Annotated in this window: 19 protein-coding genes and 3 tRNA genes; 12 read left to right on the forward strand and 10 right to left on the reverse strand. The window is 64.0% G+C overall.

Translation table 11 applies throughout. From position 1 onward, the window contains the following. The first annotated feature begins 37 nt into the window (after positions 1–37). The 6 genes from gyrA (at position 38) to LOC57_RS05245 (ending at position 4,733) form a co-directional block, all read left to right on the forward strand. Positions 38–2,695 carry a DNA gyrase subunit A gene (gene gyrA / locus LOC57_RS05220; protein WP_227912350.1) on the forward strand — a complete coding sequence of 886 codons (2,658 nt, stop codon included), beginning with the start codon at positions 38–40 and terminating at the stop codon, positions 2,693–2,695. Continuing rightward, positions 2,692–3,201 (forward strand): DUF3566 domain-containing protein, encoded by a 510-nt coding sequence (locus LOC57_RS05225; RefSeq protein WP_227912352.1) that lies wholly within the window; start codon positions 2,692–2,694, stop codon positions 3,199–3,201. Before gyrA ends, LOC57_RS05225 begins: the two co-directional genes overlap by 4 nt. Before the next feature lie 112 nt (positions 3,202–3,313). Further along, positions 3,314–3,387: transfer RNA gene (locus LOC57_RS05230), tRNA-Ile, on the forward strand. 45 nt (positions 3,388–3,432) lie between these two features. Continuing rightward, positions 3,433–3,552, forward strand: coding sequence for a DLW-39 family protein (locus tag LOC57_RS05235; RefSeq protein WP_227912355.1), 120 nt, complete (start codon positions 3,433–3,435; stop codon positions 3,550–3,552). Positions 3,553–3,619: 67 nt separating this feature from the next. Continuing rightward, a tRNA-Ala gene (locus LOC57_RS05240) sits at positions 3,620–3,692 on the forward strand. Between the two features lie 120 nt (positions 3,693–3,812). Beyond that, positions 3,813–4,733 (forward strand): DMT family transporter, encoded by a 921-nt coding sequence (locus LOC57_RS05245; RefSeq protein WP_229958546.1) that lies wholly within the window; start codon positions 3,813–3,815, stop codon positions 4,731–4,733. Positions 4,734–4,821: 88 nt separating this feature from the next. Here LOC57_RS05245 and LOC57_RS05250 read toward each other — a convergent pair whose 3' ends face one another. Beyond that, entirely contained in the window at positions 4,822–5,823 is a 1,002-nt protein-coding gene (locus LOC57_RS05250; protein WP_229958548.1) for a hypothetical protein, read from the reverse strand. A gap of 151 nt (positions 5,824–5,974) precedes the next feature. On the opposite strand from LOC57_RS05250, the gene LOC57_RS05255 reads away from it, so the two are divergent. Together LOC57_RS05255 and LOC57_RS05260 are read left to right on the forward strand one after the other, a co-directional pair. Continuing rightward, positions 5,975–6,517 carry a peptidylprolyl isomerase gene (locus LOC57_RS05255; protein ID WP_229958550.1) on the forward strand — a complete coding sequence of 181 codons (543 nt, stop codon included), beginning with the start codon at positions 5,975–5,977 and terminating at the stop codon, positions 6,515–6,517. Positions 6,518–6,735: 218 nt separating this feature from the next. Then, positions 6,736–7,440: a rhomboid family intramembrane serine protease gene (locus LOC57_RS05260; RefSeq protein WP_331460635.1), complete on the forward strand. Its 705-nt coding sequence runs from the start codon at positions 6,736–6,738 to the stop codon at positions 7,438–7,440. 378 nt (positions 7,441–7,818) lie between these two features. Here LOC57_RS05260 and LOC57_RS05265 read toward each other — a convergent pair whose 3' ends face one another. After that, entirely contained in the window at positions 7,819–8,070 is a 252-nt protein-coding gene (locus LOC57_RS05265; RefSeq protein ID WP_227912360.1) for a cell division protein CrgA, read from the reverse strand. 191 nt (positions 8,071–8,261) lie between these two features. Between LOC57_RS05265 and LOC57_RS05270 the strand changes: the two genes are divergently transcribed. The 3 genes from LOC57_RS05270 to LOC57_RS05280 are packed head-to-tail and all read left to right on the forward strand — an operon-like array spanning position 8,262 to position 9,901. Continuing rightward, complete coding sequence (locus tag LOC57_RS05270) at positions 8,262–9,053, forward strand: class E sortase (protein ID WP_227912361.1); 792 nt, start codon at positions 8,262–8,264, stop codon at positions 9,051–9,053. Position 9,054: 1 nt separating this feature from the next. After that, positions 9,055–9,225, forward strand: coding sequence for a hypothetical protein (locus LOC57_RS05275; protein ID WP_227912362.1), 171 nt, complete (start codon positions 9,055–9,057; stop codon positions 9,223–9,225). A gap of 4 nt (positions 9,226–9,229) precedes the next feature. After that, complete coding sequence (locus LOC57_RS05280) at positions 9,230–9,901, forward strand: aminodeoxychorismate/anthranilate synthase component II (RefSeq protein ID WP_227925929.1); 672 nt, start codon at positions 9,230–9,232, stop codon at positions 9,899–9,901. On the opposite strand, the gene pknB is transcribed toward LOC57_RS05280, so the two are convergent. From pknB to LOC57_RS05315, 7 genes are read right to left on the reverse strand one after another with little or no spacing between them, the layout of a single operon-like run. Then, a complete protein-coding gene (pknB, locus tag LOC57_RS05285; protein WP_229958551.1) occupies positions 9,898–11,757 on the reverse strand; it encodes a Stk1 family PASTA domain-containing Ser/Thr kinase in 1,860 nt (619 codons plus the stop codon). The two genes, LOC57_RS05280 and pknB, sit on opposite strands and share 4 nt — an antisense overlap. A 2-nt stretch (positions 11,758–11,759) precedes the next feature. Continuing rightward, the gene (locus tag LOC57_RS05290) at positions 11,760–13,574 is read right to left on the reverse strand and encodes a protein kinase domain-containing protein (protein ID WP_229958553.1); all 1,815 of its coding nucleotides are present in this window, start codon (positions 13,572–13,574) and stop codon (positions 11,760–11,762) included. Then, positions 13,571–15,010 carry a peptidoglycan D,D-transpeptidase FtsI family protein gene (locus LOC57_RS05295; RefSeq protein ID WP_227912366.1) on the reverse strand — a complete coding sequence of 480 codons (1,440 nt, stop codon included), beginning with the start codon at positions 15,008–15,010 and terminating at the stop codon, positions 13,571–13,573. Before LOC57_RS05295 ends, LOC57_RS05290 begins: the two co-directional genes overlap by 4 nt. Then, positions 15,007–16,419, reverse strand: coding sequence for an FtsW/RodA/SpoVE family cell cycle protein (locus LOC57_RS05300; protein ID WP_229958556.1), 1,413 nt, complete (start codon positions 16,417–16,419; stop codon positions 15,007–15,009). The genes LOC57_RS05295 and LOC57_RS05300 overlap by 4 nt, the downstream gene beginning before the upstream one ends. After that, on the reverse strand, positions 16,419–17,921 hold the full coding sequence (locus LOC57_RS05305; RefSeq protein WP_229958590.1) for a protein phosphatase 2C domain-containing protein: 1,503 nt from the start codon (positions 17,919–17,921) through the stop codon (positions 16,419–16,421). The genes LOC57_RS05300 and LOC57_RS05305 overlap by 1 nt, the downstream gene beginning before the upstream one ends. Positions 17,922–17,965: 44 nt before the next feature. Continuing rightward, complete coding sequence (locus LOC57_RS05310; protein ID WP_227912425.1) at positions 17,966–18,448, reverse strand: FHA domain-containing protein FhaB/FipA; 483 nt, start codon at positions 18,446–18,448, stop codon at positions 17,966–17,968. Between the two features lie 2 nt (positions 18,449–18,450). Then, entirely contained in the window at positions 18,451–19,182 is a 732-nt protein-coding gene (locus tag LOC57_RS05315; RefSeq protein WP_227912368.1) for an FhaA domain-containing protein, read from the reverse strand. A gap of 447 nt (positions 19,183–19,629) precedes the next feature. Between LOC57_RS05315 and LOC57_RS05320 the strand changes: the two genes are divergently transcribed. Further along, a tRNA-Leu gene (locus LOC57_RS05320) sits at positions 19,630–19,712 on the forward strand. A 162-nt stretch (positions 19,713–19,874) separates the two neighbouring features. Here the strand turns inward: LOC57_RS05320 and LOC57_RS05325 are convergent. Next, positions 19,875–20,237 carry a DUF5997 family protein gene (locus LOC57_RS05325; RefSeq protein WP_227912426.1) on the reverse strand — a complete coding sequence of 121 codons (363 nt, stop codon included), beginning with the start codon at positions 20,235–20,237 and terminating at the stop codon, positions 19,875–19,877. Positions 20,238–20,252: the final 15 nt, after the last annotated feature.

The following is a 20,252-nucleotide window of genomic DNA, read 5'->3' on the forward strand; positions in this document are numbered from 1 at the left end:
ATATGGACTTTAGCGACATAGAACGGAAGCAGAACCAATGAGTGATGAGACTCCCGAGGTAACCGGGGACACGGCTCCCCTGGCCGGGACCGCACTGACCGACAGGGTCGAGCAAATCGACCTGCAGACCGAGATGCAGCGTTCCTACCTTGACTACGCCATGGCTGTCATTGTGGGACGTGCGCTGCCCGACGTGCGCGACGGGCTCAAGCCCGTGCACCGCCGCGTCCTGTACGCGATGTTCGACGGCGGGTACCGCCCGGACCGTTCCTTCAACAAGTGCGCCCGTGTGGTGGGCGAGGTCATGGGCCAGTACCACCCGCACGGCGACTCGGCGATTTATGATGCCCTCGTCCGCCTGATCCAGGACTGGACCATGCGCTACCCGCTGGCCCTGGGCCAGGGCAACTTCGGTTCGCCGGGTAACGACGGCGCTGCGGCGCCGCGGTATACCGAAACGAAGATGGCGCCGCTGGCCATGGAAATGGTCCGGGACATTGACGAGGAAACCGTCGATTTCCAGGACAACTATGATGGCCGCAACCAGGAACCGACCATTCTTCCCTCCCGGTTCCCGAACCTCCTGGTCAACGGTTCCTCCGGCATTGCCGTCGGCATGGCCACCAACATCCCGCCGCACAACCTGCGCGAGGTTGTGGACGGTGTCCAGTGGTACCTGCAGAACCCGGACGCACCGAACGATGTGCTGCTTGAGGAACTGATCCGGCGGGTCAAGGGCCCCGACTTCCCCACCGGCGCGACCATCCTGGGCCACAAGGGAATCGAGGACGCCTACCGCACCGGCCGCGGCTCCATCACCATGCGTGCCGTGGTGAACGTGGAGGAACTCCAGGGCCGTACCTGCCTGGTGGTCACCGAACTCCCCTACCAGGCCAACCCGGATAACCTGGCCGTCAAGATTGCCGAACTGGTCAAGGACGGCAAGATCACCGGCATCGCCGACATGCGCGATGAAACTTCCGGCCGCACCGGCCAGCGCCTGGTGATCGTGCTCAAGCGTGACGCCGTGGCGAAGGTGGTCCTGAACAACCTGTACAAGCACACGCAGCTGCAGGACAACTTCGGTGCCAACATGCTGGCCATCGTGGACGGGGTGCCCCGCACCCTGAGCCTGGATGCCTTCATCCGGCACTGGGTGACCCACCAGCTCGAAGTGATTGTCCGCCGCACCCGGTACCGCCTGCGCAAGGCCGAGGAAGCTGCGCACATCCTGCGCGGCCTGCTCAAGGCCCTGGATGCCCTCGACGAGGTCATCGCCCTGATCCGGCGGTCCTCCACGGTGGAAGATGCACGGACCGGCCTGATGGGCCTGCTGGAAATCGACGAAATCCAGTCGCAGGCCATCCTCGATATGCAGCTGCGCCGCTTGGCTGCCCTGGAACGCCAGAAGATCCAGGACCAGCACGCGAAGCTTGAAGCTGAAATCGCCGAATACAACATCATCCTGGCTTCCGAAGAACGCCAGCGTTCCATTGTCAGCGAGGAACTGCAGGAAATCGCCGACAAATACGGTGACGACCGCCGCACCAAGATCCTCATGGGCTATGACGGCGACATGAGCATGGAAGACCTCATTCCCGAAGAGGAAATGGTGGTCACCATCACCCGCGGCGGCTACGTCAAGCGCACCCGCAGTGACAACTACCGGCAGCAGGCCCGGGGCGGCAAGGGCATCAAGGGCGCCCAGCTGCGCGGGGACGACGTCGTGGAGCACTTCTTCGTCACCACCACCCACCACTGGCTGCTGTTCTTCACCAACCTTGGCCGGGTTTACCGTGCCAAGGCCTACGAACTGGCCGAAGCCGGGCGGGATGCCAAGGGCCAGCACGTGGCGAACCTGCTGGCCTTCCAGCCGGACGAGCACATTGCCCAGGTCCTGGCGCTGCCGGATTACGACGCCGCCCCGTACCTGGTACTGGCCACTAAGCGCGGCCTGGTGAAGAAGACCCGCCTGGCGGACTACGACACCAACCGCTCTGCCGGCGTTATTGCCATCAACCTCCGCGACGAAGACGAATTGGTTTCCGCCCAGCTGGTCTCCGAAACCGATGACCTGATGCTGGTTTCGCGGCTGGGCCAGTCGCTGCGCTTCACGGCCACCGACGACGCGCTGCGTCCCATGGGCCGTGCCACCTCCGGTGTCACGGGCATGAAGTTCCGTGAGGATGACGAACTGCTGGCGGCCGACGTCGTCACCGAGGACTCCTTTGTCTTCACCGTGACCGAGGGCGGCTACGCCAAGCGCACCAGCGCGGACGAATACCGGGTCCAGGGCCGTGGCGGCCTGGGTATCAAGGTGGGCAAGTACGCCGAGGACCGCGGCCATCTGGTCGGTGCCATGGTGGTCCAGGAAGAAGACGAGGTCCTGGTGGTTATGCAGGGCGGCAAGGTAGTCCGGTCCTCCGTGACCGGTGTGCCCGCCAAGGGCCGCGACACCATGGGTGTTATCTTCGCCAAGCCGGACAAGAATGACCGGATTATCGCCGTTGCGCGGAACTCCGAGCGCGACTTGGCGGTCGAAGAGGACGAAAACTCCGAAGACGGAACATCAGGCACGGCACCGGTAACCGCCGGAACCGAACCTGTGGGGGCCGCAGGCGATGAAGTACCGTTGTCTACAGACGAAACGGCTGGGCGCGATGCACAGTCAGCACAAGATGGAGGTAACGAGTGAGCTCGACCAACTCAAGCCCTAGGTCGTCCTCGGGCGCCGGGCCGCGGGTGAAGACCCCGGCACGGCCGGCCCAGCGCCCTGGGGGAGGTCAGAGCGCAGCGGGGAACCGCCAGCCGCTGGTGAAACCCGTACCCAAGGCCAAAGCCCGCAAGGCCCGGCTACTGGTCAGCAAGATCGATCCCTGGTCCGTCCTGAAGATGGCGTTCCTGCTGTCGGTTGCACTGGGCGTGGTCACCGTGGTGGCAGCCATCGTGCTGTGGACCGTGCTGGACCTGACCGGCATCTTCGACCGGGTTAACACCCTGCTGGGCGAGATTGCCGGCAGCGAGTCCGGCGGCTTCGACCTCCGGGACTTCGCTTCCCTGGGCCAGGTGGTGTCCTTCGCGACCATCATCGCCGTGGTGAATGTGCTGCTGCTGACGGCACTGTCCATGCTGGCCGCCGTGCTCTACAACATTGCCTCCACGCTGGTCGGCGGCATTGGTGTGACCCTCACCGACGACTAGTGTTTTCCGGTTCCGGACGCGCTCCTGCAGCCGCTCCGGAACCGGAAAACAGCCCGATTTGTTCTTCCGGGCAAAGGTACGGTAGAGTCATATCTCGGCCCGAAGAGGTTCGGGGCGTATAGCTCAGGCGGTTAGAGCGCTTCGCTGATAACGAAGAGGTCCCAGGTTCAAGTCCTGGTACGCCCACGGAAAACCTTGCAAAAGGTGGACCGGAACGGCAAGGAGGATTCCATGAAGAAGTTGCTGACAGTCATGGCAGCGGCTGCTGCTGGAGTCTTCGCCTATAAGAAGTGGCAGGAAACTGCCGCTGAGAAGACAGTTTGGAAGGAATCGACCGACAAGGTCGGCTAACCGCCAAAAGGTCGAATCTGGTAACCCGGCCGGTAACGGTGGGTTATACTGGATAGGTTCTCATTTCGGGGGCATGGCGCAATTGGTAGCGCACCTGCTTTGCAAGCAGGGGGTTCGGGGTTCGAGTCCCCGTGCCTCCACCGAAAGAATAGACAGAAGGTCCCCGCTCCTTGGAGCGGGGACCTTCTGCGTTAAGCCGCTGTGACTCCCGGAAACAGTCCGGCGCCGGTGCAGGAGCGGGGCTGCACTACTGTTGGCCTGTGAATATTTTCCTGGCCGCAGTGGGTGTCCTGGGCGTGTCCGCGTCCGGGCCCATTATGGCCGCTACGGCTGCCCCCGCCCTTGCCATCGCCTTCTGGCGCAATGCCCTGGGCGCGGTACTCATGGGCGGTCCCGCAGCTTTGGGACGGCGCCGGGAATTCGCACGGCTTGGGGCACGCGAGTACCGGTGGACTGCTGTTGCGGCGGTGGCCCTGGCATTTCACTTCGCCTGCTTCATCACTTCACTGCAGCTGACGTCCGTGGCCGCGGCTACGGCGCTTGTCTGCCTCCAAGCGGGGTGGATCGCCCTGTTTAATGTGCTGCGCGGTATCCGGGTTGCGCCTGTTGTGTTGGCAGGGCTGGCCGCCGCGTTCGCCGGAGTTGTGGTGATTTCCGGCTTTGACCTGGGTCTTTCGCGGGAGGCACTGATCGGGGATGTCCTGGCGGTGGCCGGCGGTGCCCTCGCGGGTGTCTACACCATCGCAGGCGGAAAAGCCCGTGAGTCCATGTCTACGGGCACGTACACCACTCTCTGCTACGGAGCATGCGCCGTGCTGCTCCTGGCGCTCTGTGCGGTCTTCCGGCAGCCGCTGGTCGGCTTTCCGCCGGCGGCGTGGCTGGGGATCCTCAGTGTAACCGTGGTGGCGCAGATCCTGGGCCACTCGGTGTTCAACCACCTGCTGGCTGTCATCAGCCCGTTGGTGGTTTCCATGATTATCCTGCTGGAGATCCCCGGCGCGGCCATCCTGGCGGCGGTGTTCCTGCACGAGCAGCTTCCGGCGGGCACATACGCCGGGCTGGGCCTTATCCTCGCCGGATTAACGGTGGTAGTGGCCGGACAGGGCAGGGCACGACGCCGGCCCGGCACCGAACCTATCCCCCCGGCACCACCGGCCCTGGGCGGAGACGTGCAACCCTAGTTCAGAGAGCAGCCCGGCACATAAGGCCGGAACCAAAACAGGGAGGTCCCCGCCGCAGCGGGGACCTCCCTATTTTTTCTAACCGGTGTTACTTCTTGCCGGTGTTGTTATCTGAGTGGGCGCCTGAAGGCTTGGCAGCTTCCTTGGCCTCGCCCGCGGCTTCCTTGCTGTGCTTGCCGGCTTCGGATGCCTTGTCGCCGGAACGGGAGGCAGCACGCTCGGCTGCTTCCTTGATACTGGCGACCGTTTCCTTGGTCTCAGAGGAGGCAGCCGCAGCGTTCGTGCCGGCCTTCTCGGCCGGAGTGGAGGCAGCCGCAGCCTTCGGCTTGGGCACCTCGACCGGTGCCGGCGTCGCCGACTCAGCGGGCTTGGCCGTGGAGGCCCCGGAGGAGGTCCCGGTAGCCGCCGGTGCCGGAGCCGTGGCGGGAGTGGTGGCAGCAGCCGGCTTCGGTGCGGGGGTCTTCCAAGGATCCTCAACCGGACGCGAGGCACGCCAGGCAGCTACGCCGGCGGTGACGGCAGCGGCGATGATGCCGAAGACCAACCACCCCTTGCCGCCGCCCTTCTGGTTCTTGCGGGCCTGCTTGGCAGCCTGGGCTGCAGCCTTCTGTGCGCGCTTGAGCGCCTTCTTGTTGCCCGTGACCTTGGAAACCGCGGTCTGTACAGGAACGTTGGCTGCCGTCAGGCTACGCGAAACGCTGTCCGCGGCCACACCGATCCGGGTGGAAAGCGCCGGGAGGTAATCATCGACGACGCGGTCCTTCGCGGTGTTCAGGGCCGGTGTAGCCCGGTCCAGGGTGCTCTGGATCCGCGGAGCGGCTTCATCCACAGCGTGGCTGATCCGCGGCCCAACCTTCTCAAGCCCGCCTTGGATGCGGGGCGTTACGGTGGCTACGCCCTGGGCAAGCTCGTCAGCAGCACGCTTGATACCGTCCTGGATCTTCGGAGATGCGGTTTCGATCCCCTTCTCAATGCGCGGAACGGCCCAGCCCTTGGCTGCGTCCACCTTGGGCGAAGCCCAGTCGCGGGCCGTTACGAGGCCAGCAGCCACATTGGCTTCAAGGTCATGGGTGATGCGGTCCTTCTTCAAAACTACCTCCCGGGATAGTGTCGTTTCAGCCTTAGCCTACGTGTTCGAGCTGATCTCTGCTATCGGAGGCCGCGGCAGGCCGCGGTTTTCACTGTGCGCTGAACCTGCCGGTTTCCGCCCCTGTGCGCAAGCGCCGTGGAAGAATGTTGTTATGACTGCTATTCCTACAGCAAAAGCGACCATCCACACGTCCATGGGCGATATCCGTATCGACCTGTTCGGCAACCATGCCCCCAAGACGGTCAAGAACTTCGTTGGCCTGGCCACCGGTGAGATCGAGTGGACCGACCCGGCAACGGGCGAAAAGACGAGCCGCCCGCTCTACGACGGTACGATCTTCCACCGCATCATCAAGGATTTCATGATCCAGGGCGGCGATCCCCTGGGCCGCGGCACCGGCGGACCCGGCTACCAGTTCGACGACGAAATCAACCCCGACCTTGATTTCGCCACCCCGTACAAGCTGGCCATGGCCAACGCCGGCATCCAGATGGGACGCGGCACCAACGGTTCGCAGTTCTTCATCACCTCGGTGCCCACCACGTGGCTGCAGGGAAAGCACACCATCTTCGGTGAGGTTGCCGACGACGAGTCCCGCGCATTGGTCGACCAGCTCAATGCGGTCTCCACCGACGGACGCGACAAGCCGACCGAAGACGTGGTTATCCACAGCATTACCGTCGAGCAGCTCTAACCTGTTCGAAGGGTGCCCCGGCCGGACTATCCGGCCGGGGCCTTTCGTCAATCCGGGAGTTTCGAGCAATGTCATATGGAGTGCCGGCCGGAGCGCCGGCGTCGCAGGTTCCAGTGTGTCCGCGCCATCCGGACCGGGTCAGCTATATCCGCTGCCAGCGTTGCGGACGCCCGGCCTGCCCTGAATGCCAGCACAACGCCGCCGTAGGCGTGCAGTGCGTGGATTGCTTTGCCGAACAGAACCGGAAGCAGCCGGCCTACCGCACCGTGTACGGCGGACGCACGGCCCCGGCTGCCGGGACGGGCAAACCGGTAGTAACCATCACCATCATGGCGATTTGCGCCGCTGCCTTCCTCCTGCAGCTGGCGGTCCCCGGCTTTACCTCCGACTTCTGGTACCGGCCGGTCTACACGGACTATGAGCCGTGGAGGATGCTGACGTCTGCCTTCCTGCATTCAGCAGGCGGCTTCGTCCACATTGCTTTCAACCTCTATGCGCTGTGGTTCCTGGGCCGGACGCTGGAGCCGATGTTCGGCCGGGCGCGCTTCGCCCTGCTCTATCTGATCTCGGCCGTAGGCGGCTCGGTGGGCGTTATGTACCTTGCCGACCCCGGAACACCTGTCGTGGGAGCCTCGGGAGCGATCTTCGGGCTCTTCGGTGCACTGTTCGTGGTGATCCGCCAGCGGAGGGGTGAACTGCGTTCCCTGGTGATCCTGCTCCTGCTCAACCTGGTGATGGGCTTTGTCTTCCCGAATATCGCCTGGCAGGCCCACGTGGGTGGACTGGTGACCGGGGCCGCCTGCGCGGCCATCATTGCCTATGCGCCCCGGGGTAAGAACCGGACGGTTGTCCAGTTGCTGGGGCTGGCGGCCATAGCCCTGCTCCTGGTGGTGGCAACCATCCTTTGGCCGTCTCCCGTGTAGCGCTTGCCTGCCCGTGCGTGCCCGCTGTCCTTGTGACGGCGGCCACTGTGCGTTAAGGCAAAGTTATCCACAGAGATACCCACAGTGTTAATAACTAACAAGCGTGTAGTTTCTCCTCCGGACCAGCGATCCACAGGGTTATCCATAGCCTGAACGGACTTACACACATGTAATTCCACAGCTGTGGATAACCCGGATCCCTTTGTTTGCGCGGAAGTTGCGGAAGTAACCCACAGAGTTACCCACACCTGTGGATAACTCCGTGCACAACCTGTGAACAACAGGAAAACCGGGGATAACGACTTCAGGCCAACAGAAAGGGCCCTCCGGCTGCGGGTGGCAGCGGGAAGGCCCCTAAGGTTGCGAGGCTGAACGGAGTCAGCGCCAGCGCGTAGTCATCAGAAACCCCACAATGGCAATAGCAAAGCCCACCAGGATGTTGGCGGCACCCAGAGACGGGACGGGGAAGCCTCCCTGGGTGATGTAGTAGGTGATGATCCACAGCAACCCGATGATCATCAGGCCGAACATCACCGGCTTGTACCAAACGGGGTTCGGCTTGGCTGCGGAATTAACACGGGGCTCGGCAGCGGGGCGCGGCGGCTTCTTGCGGGACTTGGACTCAGGCACGGATCCTCCTGGCAGAACCGGCTCTGCGGATGCCGGCGGTTTGTTGGTGGCGGTCTCAGGGGCGGGGACAACACTGCATGGCTGCAGGCGCTGCATGGCACGGCTTCCCGTTCCTGATTATCCTAGCGAATTCCCGGGGCAGAGTATCCTTGGGCACACTAAGCTTCGAAGACCATCCCGCCGAGGAGCGTATGGACCAGTCCCCAGCAGTCCGCGAGGAGCACCGCCCACGCTCCCGCCCGTCCCCCGCGGGCGGCCCGGTACGCATGGTGGTCCACGTCCTAGGGGAAATCCTGGTGACCCTGGGGGTTATCCTGGGCCTGTTTGTGGCCTGGCAGCTGTGGTGGACGGATCTGGAAGCAAACAGGTCCCAGCAGGAGGCCGTGCAGGACCTGTACAAGGATTTTGACCTGCCTCCTGAGGACGCGCCGGCCCCCGCGCCGGCCGGCTACGGCGAACCGGTAGTGATGGAACCGCCGGCTGATGAGGGAACCACTTTCGCGGTCGTTTACGTTCCGCGCTTCGGGGAGGACTATGCGGTGCCGGTCAGCTCGGGTGTGGGTACCCGGGTCCTGGACACGCTGGGACTGGGCCACTACTCCGCCACGGCAATGCCCGGCGGGGTTGGCAATTTTGCGGTGGCCGGACACCGGCAGAGCCACGGCAAGGCCCTGGACGCCATCCACACATTGGTACCCGGAGACCGGATCTATGTGCAGACAAAGGACGGGTACTACAGCTACGTGTACCGCAACACGCAGTTTGTCCTGCCGGACCAGGTTGATGTTTTGGCACCGGTGCCTACAAAACCGGAGGCGGTCCCCACGGAACGGTTCCTCACGCTGACCAGCTGCAATCCCCGCTTTGGCTCACAGGAACGGATCATTGCCTACGCACTGATGGACTCGTGGCAGCCTCAGTCTGCCGGGCCGCCTGCAGAGATAGCAGACGCCGTCGCCGCTAATGTGCAAGGAGGTCGCTAAAATGTATGCATGGCTCTTCCGACGCCTGCCCGGCCCGCTGTGGGTCCGGATTTTCCTTTCCGCGGTGCTTATTGCCGCAGCTGTGCTGGTGCTCATGGAGTTTGTTTTCCCGTGGCTTGCAGAGACCAGCCTTCTTCCATCCTTCACGGAGTCAACGATTGGCGGTTCCTAGCACTATGACCACGCGCATTCTGGTGATCGACAACTATGACAGCTTTGTATACACGCTGGTGGGTTATCTGCGGGAACTTGGAGCGGAAACCACGGTGGTCCGCAACGATGACTTGGACGCGGCACAGGCACTGGAACTGGCGGCAGGGCACAACGGCGTGCTGGTGTCCCCCGGTCCGGGGACCCCGGCCGAAGCCGGTGTGTCCATTGACCTGATCCGCTGGTGCGGGACCACCGGCACCCCCATGCTCGGCATCTGCCTGGGGCATCAGGCCCTGGCCGAGGCTTTCGGGGGAACGGTAACGCACGCTCCGGAACTCATGCACGGCAAGACCTCGTTGGTGGAACATGGAGGTGAGGATGTGTTCACCGGGCTGAACAGCCCGCTGACCGCCACCCGCTACCATTCCCTGGCGGCCGTAGCGGACAGTGTGCCGGCTTCGCTGCAGGTAACCGCCCGCACCGCCAGCGGCATCATCATGGGCCTGCGCCACACCGAGGCGCCTTTGTCCGGGGTTCAGTTCCATCCCGAGTCCGTCCTCACGGAGGGCGGCTACCAGATGCTGGGAAACTGGTTGGAGTCCTGCGGCCTGGCCGGCGCCGCCGCCCATGCATCGACCCTCAGCCCGCTGATCTCCCGCACCGGCCGACCGGCGCAGGAACCGAACGCCGCCTAGCGCTGGGCGGCGCTCGGAGACGGGCTGGGGGACGACGGCGAGGGGGACGGGCTGGGCTCAGCCGGGGCCTTCGCTACGTTCACCACAATGCTTGTCCCCGGCGCGACCTCGGTTCCCGGCATAACGCTCTGTGAGAGCACAATACCCGGGGCAGCTTCGGTGGACTCCACCTCCACCAGCTTCGGCGTAAGCAGCAGCGTGGGATCCAACAGCGTGGCTTCAGCCTGCTCACCTGTGAGGCCGGCCAGATCCGGGACCACCACTTTGCCGGTGGACACAATGATGTTCACCTCGGTACCAGCGGGCACTCGCTCCCCGACAGCGGGTTCCGTCCCCAGCACACGCCCCTCGGACATGGTGGAACTGTTGTCGGTTTTGGTGGCCCCGCCCTTGAGGTCCAGCTCGCGCAGCGCATCACGGGCACCGGACTCGGTCATTCCGATCAGGTCGCCCGGGATCTCTGCCGTGGAGGGTCCCTTGGAGATATAGAGCGTGATGTCCTCTTGCAGATGGGCCATTGCACCGGCGGCGGGGGAGGTTCGTATTGCCAGCCCGTCCTGCACGGTATCGCTGTACTCCTCGCTGATGGACGGCGCACGGAAACCGGCGTCCACTATCGCGTTGAAGGCATCGGATTGCGACATCGCTTCCACAAGGGGGACCGAGGCCGTGGTGGGAGCCGCGGGCTTGGCGTTAAGCACGTTCCAGCCCACAACCCCGGCCGCGCCCAGGACCAGGACAAGGAGAATGACGAAAACGGTGGTCCAGGCACGCCGCCGTGCCTTTTGCTGCGGCTCGCGCTCCCCCGTGGAACCGATGTTCAGGACCGGACGATCCGCGTCTTCCTCGGCAGTAAGCGAGCCGCCCGCCAGAACCTTGGCCATGGCGCGGGTACGCGGTTCCTCATCCTGCGGATCAGCCGGATGTACGGCATGCGGGGGCACCGCAATCGCCTGTGTGGCAGCCGTGGCGGGTCCGCCGTCGCGCACTGCCAGCAGAGCTTCACGGAACTCGCGCGCCGTTTGGTAACGGTGGTTCCGGTCCTTGGCCAAACCGCGTTCCAATACGTCGTCCAGGGCCGTTGAAACCTCGGGGTTGAGGCTGCTGGGCGCCACGGGCAGCTCGCGGACGTGCTGGTAGGCAACTGACACCGGGCTGTCACCGGTGAACGGCGGCCTGCCGGTGAGCAATTCGAAAAGCAGGCAGGCGGCGGAGTAGAGATCGCTGCGTGCGTCCACTGTTTCACCGCGTGCCTGTTCCGGAGAAAGGTACTGGGCGGTGCCGATCACTGCCTGGGTCTGCGTCATGGTGGCAGCTGAATCCGCCATGGCACGGGCGATGCCGAAGTCCATGACCTTCACGCCGCCGTCGACCGTAACCATCACATTGGCTGGCTTGATGTCGCGGTGGACAATCCCGGAACGGTGGCTGTAATCCAAAGCGGCCAGGACGCCCAGGACATACTCCACCGATTTGTCGATGGTGAGCTCGTCCGCCTTCAGGAGGTCCCGCAGGGTCCGGCCCGGCACGTATTCCATCACGATATAGGGCAGCCGGACATCGTCGCGGGTAGACGCTGACTCCTGGTCCCCGGTGTCGTAAACGGATACAACCGAGGGATGGTTCAGCCCCGCGACTGCCTGCGCTTCGCGCCGGAAACGGGATTGGAACAGTGGATCCCGTGCCAGGTCAGGACGCAGCACCTTGATGGCGACCGTCCGGCCCAGGCGGATATCCCGGCCAAGGTAGACGTCGGCCATGCCGCCGCGTCCGATCAGTTCACCGACCTCGTAACGTCCGTTCAGGACGTTGTCGGTGTTGAGGGTGGGTTGCCCTCGAAGGAAATCTGCGCTCATGGTTACTGGTTGCCGGTCGTGGTGCCGGGATCGGACTGGGCGGTGTCGCCGATGCTGGCGCCGCCGTTGGTGGAGGGCGACGGCGCGGGGGGAGATGGCTGTGCCGGGGCGGGGGCAGGCGCCGCCTTAGCGACGGTGTAGGTCACCGAGGAGCCCTTGGGCACGGCAGTGCCTTCGCTCGGATTCACCGCAATGACCGTGCCGGCCCTGGCGTTTGAAGTCTCGCTGCCGCCGTTGCTTGCCACCAAACCGGCGTCGGCAATCCGCTGGCGTGCAGTCGCTTCGTCAAGCCCCGTCAGGGAAGGTACCGAAACAAGTTCCGGTCCGGAGGAGTAGACGACGGTCACCGCAGACCCCGGAACGAGGCTGCCGGAGGGATTGACCTCAATGACCATTCCCTCGGGAACATCGGCGTCGGAAACCGGGAGCCGGTTGACCTGCAGTCCGAGATCCAGCAGTTCCGCGTAGACATCATTGACGGGCCGGCCCGCGTAGGCGGTGGAGTCAACGAAGATTTCCTCATCGCTGGGGGATTCCGACGGCGTGGCGGACGGCGATTTGGACGGCGACTTGGAGGGTAATGCGCTCTTGGACGGACTGGCCGCGGAGGAACTGGCAGCCGGATCCGGGTCTGCATTGTCGTCTGAACCGGTCAGGACGAAGAAGGCCACCACACCGGCCAGGATGAGTACCAGCAGGGCAATCAGCGGGATGGTCCACGGGCTGCGCCCGCGCTTTTCTTCCTCGACGTCACCGTTGTCGTCGGCGCCGTCGTAGTCGACCTCGTCGTCGTCATCGGTCCATTCACGGGACGCGGCGAGCTGGCCCGTGGAGGCATCGCCCGCTACCGTGGCGCCGGCAACGGTGGGCAGTGCCGACGTGGACGGTGCCGTGTCCACCACGCGCGTGGCAGCGGTGCCTGCAGTGGGAACCGGGGCCGTCACGGCACCGGATGCGAACAGCAGCATTCCGGGAACAGCGGTCTCAGCTGCCTTGATGTCGCCGCGTCGGATGGCCGCAACGGCCAGGGCGAGGGCCTCGGCGTCGGCCGGGCGGTCCGCCGGGTCCTTCGCGAGCATGGACATGATCAGGGCGCGGACCGGCTCGGGAATGGACTCGGGCAGCGGCGGCGGGGTGTCGTTGACCTGGGCCAGGGCGATGGCGATCTGGGACTCGCCGGAGAACGGCCGGCGTCCGGCCAGCAGTTCATAGCCGATCACGCCGAGGGCGTAGATGTCACTGGAACCGGTGGCCTGCTGTCCTGTCGCCTGCTCCGGGGCGAGGTACTGGGCGGTGCCCATCACCTGGCCGGTGGCCGTCAGGGGCACCTGGTCGGCGATGCGGGCAATCCCGAAGTCGGTGATCTTGACCTTGCCGTCGGGCATGATGAGCAGGTTGCCCGGCTTGACGTCGCGGTGGACCAGTCCCTGATGGTGGGCAACGGCCAAGGCGGTAGCGGTCTGGCCGATGATGGACAGGGTCCGGTCCGGCGACAGGACCTTGTCGCGTTCGATGATGGTGGAAAGCGGCTGTCCGGGGACAAGCTCCATCACGAGGTAAGCGGAGCCCTCTTCCTCGCCGTAGTCAAAGACATTGGCAATGCCGGGGTGGTTCAGCAGCGCCGTATGCCGGGCCTCCGCACGGAAGCGGTTGAGGAATCCGGGGTCGCCGGTGTACTCCTCCTTGAGGATCTTAATGGCAACAATGCGGCCCAGGACAAGGTCCCGTGCCTTCCAGACCTCGCCCATACCGCCGATGGCAATACGGTCGGTCAGCTGGAACCTGCCGCCTAAGGTGATACCCGATGTAGGCCTCACTTATTCAACACCGCCTCTAGGAGTTTCTGCGCGCTTGGAGTGGTCAATTGGGCACCGGTGGTCAAGTCCACGTCTTCCATGACGACGGAAATGACAACTTGGGGATCGTCGGCAGGTGCGAAGCCAGTGAACCAGGCGTTGTCGCCCCGGCCCTCCACCTCGGCAGTGCCGGTCTTCCCGGCCACCTTTACGCCGGGAATACGGGCGGCACTGGCGCTGCCGTTATCCACAACACCCACCATCCATTCGGTGAGTTGCCGAGCAGTGTCAGGACTGATGGAGGTGTTGAGCTTGGTGGGCTTCGGCTCGTCAATCACGGACAGGTCCGGGGCACGGACGCTGCGGACCAAATTGGGGGTCATTTGCTCGCCGTTGTTGGCGATGGCAGCGGAGATCATGGCGACCTGCAGCGGCGTGGCCGTGACGCTTCCCTGACCGATGGAGGATAGTGCCAGCTGGGCCTGGTCCTCGTTATCCGGGAAGTGGCTGGGAACCACGGGTGTGGGAATGGTCAGCGGAGTGTCAAAGCCGAACTTCTCTGCCTGTGCCGCCAAGTTGTCCTGCCCGAGTTCAAGGGCCACCTGGGCAAAGACCGTGTTGCAGGACTGCGCCAGGGCAAATGCGAAGTCGGCCTCGGAGCGGGAAGAACACGCACCCGTGACAAAGTTCGGCAGGTAGGTATTGGTTCCCGGGAGCAGGAATTCCTGCGGATTCGGAATCACGCTGTCGGCGTCGTACTTTCCCGATTCCAGGGCTGCGGCCGTGTCTACCAGCTTGAACACCGAGCCGGGAGCCAGCAGCGATTCGGTGGCCGGATTGATGTACGGAGACAGTCCGGGGATGGAGGTGAGTTCAGCCATGGTCGATTCGATCAGGCCGGTGTCGTGCACAGCCAGTGCATTCGTGTCATAGGTTGGCTTGGAGACCATGGCGAGGATGTCGCCCGTCTTCGGGTCCATCATCACGATGGAGCCCTTCTGACCGTCCGGAATGAGGTCATAGGCCAGCTGCTGCAGTTCCGGATCAATGGTCAGCTCCACTGAAGCGCCCTGACTCTGGGCCCCGGAAAAGACCTGGACCAGCTTGTCGTAGAACTGCTGCGGGCTGTTGCCGGAAAGTTCTTCATTCATCGCCGTTTCCAGCTGGGAGGTGCCGTTGAGGTTGAAGAAGCCGGTTAGCTGCGAATACAACTCAGGGTTGTTGTAGACCCGCTGGTAGTTAAACTCATCATTGGAAGGAACCGACTCGGCAACGGCCTTGCCGTCCACCAGGATGGAGCCGCGGTTCTCGCCGAAATCCCGGTAAATGGAACGCCGGTTGTCAGTATTTTTGTTCAAGTCCTCAGCCGCGAAGAACTGCACGTAGGTCAGCGAGCCGAGAATGAGCGCGAACATTGCCAGGGCTACTACCCAGCTGTTCCGGATGGCCTGGTTCATTCGACTCCTTCCTTAGGGGTGCGCCGGGCGCGTGCGGAGGCGCCGATCGGGGATTCACTCATGGCCGGAACCATGTCGGTGGACACCGGACCGGAGGTCACGGGGCGCCGAGAGGCATCCGAGATCAGCAGCAGCAACGCCACAATGATCCAGTTCGCCAGCAGCGACGAACCGCCGGCGGACATGAACGGCGTGGTTAGGCCGGTCAGCGGGATCAACCGGGTAACACCGCCAATGACCACAAAGCACTGCAGCGCAATGGTGAACGAGAGCCCGCACGCCAGCAGTTTTCCGAACCCGTCTTTGGTCCCCAGAGCGGCACGGAAGCCCCGGGATACGAGAAGTACATACATGAGGACAATCGCGAAGATGCCGATCAGGCCCAGTTCTTCGCCCAGGGCGGCAATGATCATGTCGCTGTTGGCGAAGGTCACCAGATCCGGGCGGCCCTGGCCCAAACCGGTGCCGATCAGTCCGCCGCTCGCCAGTCCGAAGAGACCCTGAACCACTTGGTAGCTTCCACCCACCGCGTTGTAGACCTCGGGGTCAAAGGCGTTGAGCCAGCCGTGGATACGCTGCTGAACATGGCCGAACAGCTGCAGGGCAGCAAACCCGCCTACGGCGAGCAGGCCCAGTCCGATGACCACCCAGCTCACCCGGCTGGTGGCGACGTAGATCATCGCCATGAAGAGTCCGAAGAAGAGAATGGATGAGCCGAGGTCCCGCTGGAAGACCAGCACTCCGATGCTGACCAGCCACGCCACGATCATGGGACCCATGTCCTGCATGCGCGGGAACTGCAGGGGACCGACCTTGCGGCCGGCCAGGAGGATCAGATCCCGGTTGGTGGATAGATACCCGGCGAAGAATATAGCCAGGGTGATCTTGGCGATTTCGCCGGGCTGGAAGGTACCCACACCAACATTGATCCAGATCCGTGCACCGTTAATGGTGGTTCCGAGCGGCGTCAGCGGCAGCAGGAGGAGGATGGCACTGACGATCAGCGAAATATAGGTGTAGCGCCGCAGGATCCGATGATCCTTGATCACGAACATCACGGCGATGCCCGCGGCAACGGCCACGGTGCTCCACAGCAGCTGCCGGTCCGCTGCGGTGTCGCCGTTGGTGATGTCCAAGCGGTGGATCATTGCCAAACCGATGCCGTTGAGGGCGGTGACAATGGGAAGTATTACCGGGTCGGCATATTTCGCCCGGAAGCGCAGGACCAGGTGGAAAACAACCACCAGGGCCATCAGCGTGCCGCCCTGCACCCAGAAGTCGGAGTCGAACCCGCGGTCCTCATCCAGGCCGACGATCATGTTGGCACCCACCCCGACGAGCAGGGCGACCAGCAGGAGCAGGGCTTCGATGTTGCGGCGGGGTTTGGCAACGGTCAGGAGATCAGACATTACTGCTTACCTCCGCAGGCACTGTTGGCCGCAGCGTCGGGCTGCGCCGTGGAAGTGGGAGCCGGTGTGGAAGTGGGGGACGGCGTGGAGGTGGGTCCCGGAGCCGGATCCACAGGAGGACACATGACAGCCTTGGCAGTGTCCCGCAGATCCTCTACGATCTGGTCGGCATGCTCAAGGTCCCGCGCGGGAAGAGTGTCTTCCACCCGGTTGCGGTGGTACTCGGAAAGGCTGTCCACGGGAATGTCAGAGATATCCGTGACGTGGGAAAGATGGATGGGGCCGATCGTCTGGGAAACACCGTTGAAGACGGCCACCCGGTTGTCATAGGAGCCCACGTAGTAACGGGTTTGGGTCCAGGTGTACCCGAGCCACATCACAGCCGCGAGCAACAGGGCCAGTACGGTCAGGAAAGCCGGGAGCAGCCAGCGGCGCCAACCGGGCCGCTTGGTGTCCTCCGGAGCGGGTCCCGGGGACTGTGCGTCGTCGGCCTTGTGCGTCAGCATGCGGGCGGCGCGGCGCTCGGCCGAGCGCTTAGTGACAATGGGAATCTGGCCGGTTTCGGTGGCGAGCGATGCTGCACCTACCAGGACATGGGGGCGCGAGGAGAGGTCCTGCCGGATCAGCTCCGCGCGTTCCTGAAGACTTTCGTCGTCTTCTTGATCTTCGCCGGAAGAATCGGCCTCTTCCTTGCCTTCGGTCACGGCCGGTGCCGGGGTACTCACGGCAGGGGCTGCTGAGACGGTTGCCTGACGGGGACGGCCCTGCCCGGCAGGAAGCTCTGTCATCGCCGCAGTGGACGGAGCGGACCCGGCGTCGGGATCATCGTCGATCTCGATCACTGCAACAGTGACGTTGTCCGGGGAGCCGCCGGCGAGGGTCAGTTCCACCAGCGTGTCGACGCACTGCTGCAGGTTGGAGGTGCCCCGCAGGACGCCCTCGATATCGGAGTCGCGGAGCACGGCGGTGAGACCGTCCGAGCACAGCAGCCAGCGTTCGCCCGGTTCCACATCGAAAGTGGCCAGGTCCAGTTCAGGGCTCGCGTCGACGTCGCCCAGTACGCGCATCAGGACGTTCTTATGCGGATGGACTTCAGCTTCTTCGGGCCGCAACCGGCCCTCGTCGATGAGACGCTGGACGAATGTGTGGTCGATGCTGACTTGGCTGAACTCGCCGTTCTTGAGCCGGTAGGCGCGGGAATCGCCGATGTGGGCCAGGGCCAGCCGCCGGTCATGGAGCAGCAGTGCCGTGACGGTGGTGCCCATGCCGGAGAGCTGCGGGCTTGTGGTCACCAGTTCGGAAAGGAGGGAGTTTGCGGCCTGGATTTCGTCCGCAAGGACGGTCAGCGGCTCGTCCTCCTGGACCCGGCTGTCCAGATGCACCAAATCCAGCACGGTGGAGGCAGACGCGACGTTGCCGCCGGCGTGGCCGCCCATTCCGTCAGCGACCACTGCAAGGTACCGCCCCACATAGGCGGAGTCGTCGTTCTTGAAACGAACCATGCCCACGTCGGAACGTGCTGCATATCGAAGGACCAAAGCCACGGTCAGGGCCTCAGCTCAATGACCGTTTTGCCGATTCGGACAGGTACGCCGGGTTCCACGGGCAGCGCCCGGGTGAGCTGGCTGCCGCCCAGATAGGTGCCGTTGGTGGAACCCAGGTCCTCGATGAACCAGCGGCTGCCCTGCGGAAACAGGCGTGCGTGGCGGCCGGAAGCGTAATCGTCCTCAAGGACGAGGGTCGCTTCCTGTGCGCGGCCGAGCAGGATGGGACTGGCGGCGAGGTCCAGGGTGGTGCCGCGCAGCGGACCTTCCGTGACAACGAGTTCCCGCGGCGTGACCTTGGCCGGGGCCGGGGCGCGCTTCTCCAACTCGGGGTTCCGGCGCATCTGCCGGGCGGTGGGGGTTCCGGTCCGGTTACGGCTGCCCACGGCAAGGTCGCGGCGGATGGCGCCCACTACGGAGATCACCATGATCCACAGGACCAGTAGGAAGCCGTACCGCAAAAGGGTTTCGGTCAGTTCGCCCAGCACTAACGTCCTCCGGCCCGGACAGGCAGCAGCCGGAAGACTATCCGGGTACGTCCCATGGCAATGGTGGATCCGTCGGTAAGCACTGCTTCACCCTGAACTTTCTGGCCGTTGACGAAGCTGCCGTTGGTGGAGCCCAGGTCAATGGCGCGGCTTGCACCGTTCTCGGTGCGTATTTCCAGATGCCGCCGGGAAACACCGGTGTCATCCACAAGAATGTCGGCCTCGGAAGAGCGTCCCAGGACCACCGACGGCGCATTCAAGGAATAACGCTGTCCGTCAATGTCCAGGACTGGCTGCACCCGGGCCGAAGGGCCTTGCCGGGGTGCCGGCGGCTGCGGAACCCTGGGCGTGGCTGAGGGGGATTTCTCGGTGGCGGAATCCACTTCCAGTACCCCGGACTTCAATGAGGCGTCACGGGTGAAGGACACCCGGACGGGACCCTGCAGGCTGTAGGACTGGCTGCGCGCGTGCTTAATGACGACGTCGCACAGTTCTTCCGCCAGCGGGGCACCCCACTGCTGGGCCTGTGTGAAGTCCGAGCTGGACAGCCGCACCGTGAAAACGTTGGGAGCCAAGGTGCGTCCCTGCCCGAGGACCATGGAGCGCTCATCAAGCTCCCGGCGCAGCGCAATGGCCAGTTCCAGCGGTTCTACCCGGCCTGAGGAGCCGGACGTGAAAGCGCCGCGGACCATCTTTTCGATGCCGCGTTCGACATTGTCGAGTAAGCCCATGTCCGTCTCCTTCCGCGTCCTGTCCGGTGAATAGCCACGCCTGCCACCCGTCTCCCGGCGCCGGGGCGCCGGGCGGAATGAACCGCCGGGACTGCGTTGGGACTGGTTCCGGCAGGTCACAGGTACATACGTCCACTTCGATACTACTGGGGAGCGCTGATAAATGTCTTACCGCGCCTCCCGGTACTCCGTGTCCGTCAAGCCCCCGCGGGATCTTTGCGGTGCATTTATTGGAAGTGTCCGGGCCGCGCACCTGGGCGCCGGCTGCGGTCCATCCCGCACCTACATCCCTGCAATGACGCGGATTTCAGGGGTGTCGAAGGGGCGTTTAGGTGTTTCGCCAAAATGCCGGTATGCTTGATTCTGCTGTTCCCGAGGAAACGCAACGCAGATGGTCTCAGGAAGATTTGAGATCATTCGCACATAGCTTCCGAGGGAAACCATTTTGCGCGAGTGGCGGAACGGCAGACGCGCTGGCTTCAGGTGCCAGTGTCCGAAAGGGCGTGGGGGTTCAAATCCCCCCTCGCGCACAGTTAGGAATGACCCCGGCTCACCAGCCGGGGTCATTTTTTATGCCCGGGTGCGTTGATCCAGCAGGGTGCACGTATAGAAACGGTGCATCCGCAGGCAGAGCACAAAGGAGGGGACCGCCTGGCAGCAGGCGGTCCCCTCCTTTGGAAGCAGAGCGGTATTTAGGAGCGTTCGGCCTTCTTCGCCTCTGCGTCCTTGACCCGCTGGGTTTCGGCGCGGACGGCGGCAAAACTGGCCCGCTCTTCCACGAGCCAGGCCGGGGGCTGGGCGAGCAGTGCCTTGATTTCCTCTGTGGTGAGCGGCTCCGTAATGCCGGACCGGGTCAGGCCGCCAATGGAGATGTTGAGCTTCTGGGCCACCACCGGCCGCGGGTGCGGCCCGTTGCGGCGCAGTTCGCTGAGCCACTCCGGCGGGTTGGACTGGAGTTCGTCAAACTGGGCGCGTGAAATGGGCCCGTCCTGGAAGTCCTGCGGCGCGGCGGGCAGGTAGATGCCCAGTTTCTTGGCTGCCGTGGCAGGCTTCATGGTTTGGGAGGATTT

Origin of the sequence: Arthrobacter sp. zg-Y750, from assembly GCF_020907365.1 — a bacterium.
In the GTDB taxonomy this organism is placed as follows: Bacteria; Actinomycetota; Actinomycetes; order Actinomycetales; family Micrococcaceae; genus Arthrobacter_B.

Bases quoted from the DNA above. Each gene is read 5' to 3' on its own strand.
- LOC57_RS05305 (WP_229958590.1), bottom strand. From the start codon at position 17,921: ATGGTTCGTTTCAAGAACGACGACTCCGCCTATGTGGGGCGGTACCTT.
- LOC57_RS05280 (WP_227925929.1), top strand. From the start codon at position 9,230: ATGACCACGCGCATTCTGGTGATCGACAACTATGACAGCTTTGTATAC.
- LOC57_RS05270 (WP_227912361.1), top strand. From the start codon at position 8,262: ATGGACCAGTCCCCAGCAGTCCGCGAGGAGCACCGCCCACGCTCCCGC.
- LOC57_RS05275 (WP_227912362.1), top strand. From the start codon at position 9,055: ATGTATGCATGGCTCTTCCGACGCCTGCCCGGCCCGCTGTGGGTCCGG.
- LOC57_RS05325 (WP_227912426.1), bottom strand. From the start codon at position 20,237: ATGAAGCCTGCCACGGCAGCCAAGAAACTGGGCATCTACCTGCCCGCC.
- LOC57_RS05295 (WP_227912366.1), bottom strand. From the start codon at position 15,010: ATGAACCAGGCCATCCGGAACAGCTGGGTAGTAGCCCTGGCAATGTTC.
- pknB (WP_229958551.1), bottom strand. From the start codon at position 11,757: ATGAGCGCAGATTTCCTTCGAGGGCAACCCACCCTCAACACCGACAAC.
- LOC57_RS05315 (WP_227912368.1), bottom strand. From the start codon at position 19,182: ATGGGCTTACTCGACAATGTCGAACGCGGCATCGAAAAGATGGTCCGC.
- LOC57_RS05300 (WP_229958556.1), bottom strand. From the start codon at position 16,419: ATGTCTGATCTCCTGACCGTTGCCAAACCCCGCCGCAACATCGAAGCC.
- gyrA (WP_227912350.1), top strand. From the start codon at position 38: ATGAGTGATGAGACTCCCGAGGTAACCGGGGACACGGCTCCCCTGGCC.
- LOC57_RS05235 (WP_227912355.1), top strand. From the start codon at position 3,433: ATGAAGAAGTTGCTGACAGTCATGGCAGCGGCTGCTGCTGGAGTCTTC.
- LOC57_RS05255 (WP_229958550.1), top strand. From the start codon at position 5,975: ATGACTGCTATTCCTACAGCAAAAGCGACCATCCACACGTCCATGGGC.